1 protein-coding gene is annotated in these 243 nt (G+C 50.2%); it reads right to left on the reverse strand.

From position 1 onward, the window contains the following. Positions 1-243: hypothetical protein (locus V5P19_RS24330; RefSeq protein ID WP_334408092.1), on the reverse strand; the 243-nt coding region annotated here is incomplete at both ends.

Below are 243 nucleotides of genomic sequence, written 5' to 3' on the forward strand. Positions count from 1 at the left end.
GGCTGGCTGTTAATCCAGTCCACCAGCTGCACCATATCGTCGCTGATTGATGTGGTGTACTTATCGCGGACATTTGCCATCTGGGTAAATGTCATACCGAGACGGCCTTCTGTTGTAGTCAGGTTACGCTGAAGAGCCTCCCAGCTATCCGCGCCATAACTGGCAGCATCAATTTTAAGTTCCTTCCCGGCATCAGCTTCAATCCAGCGACCACCAGCATATTTTTGCCATACGCCATTAATC

It is taken from the genome of Enterobacter sp. UNJFSC 003, assembly GCF_036903355.1.
Lineage (GTDB): Bacteria > Pseudomonadota > Gammaproteobacteria > Enterobacterales > Enterobacteriaceae > Enterobacter.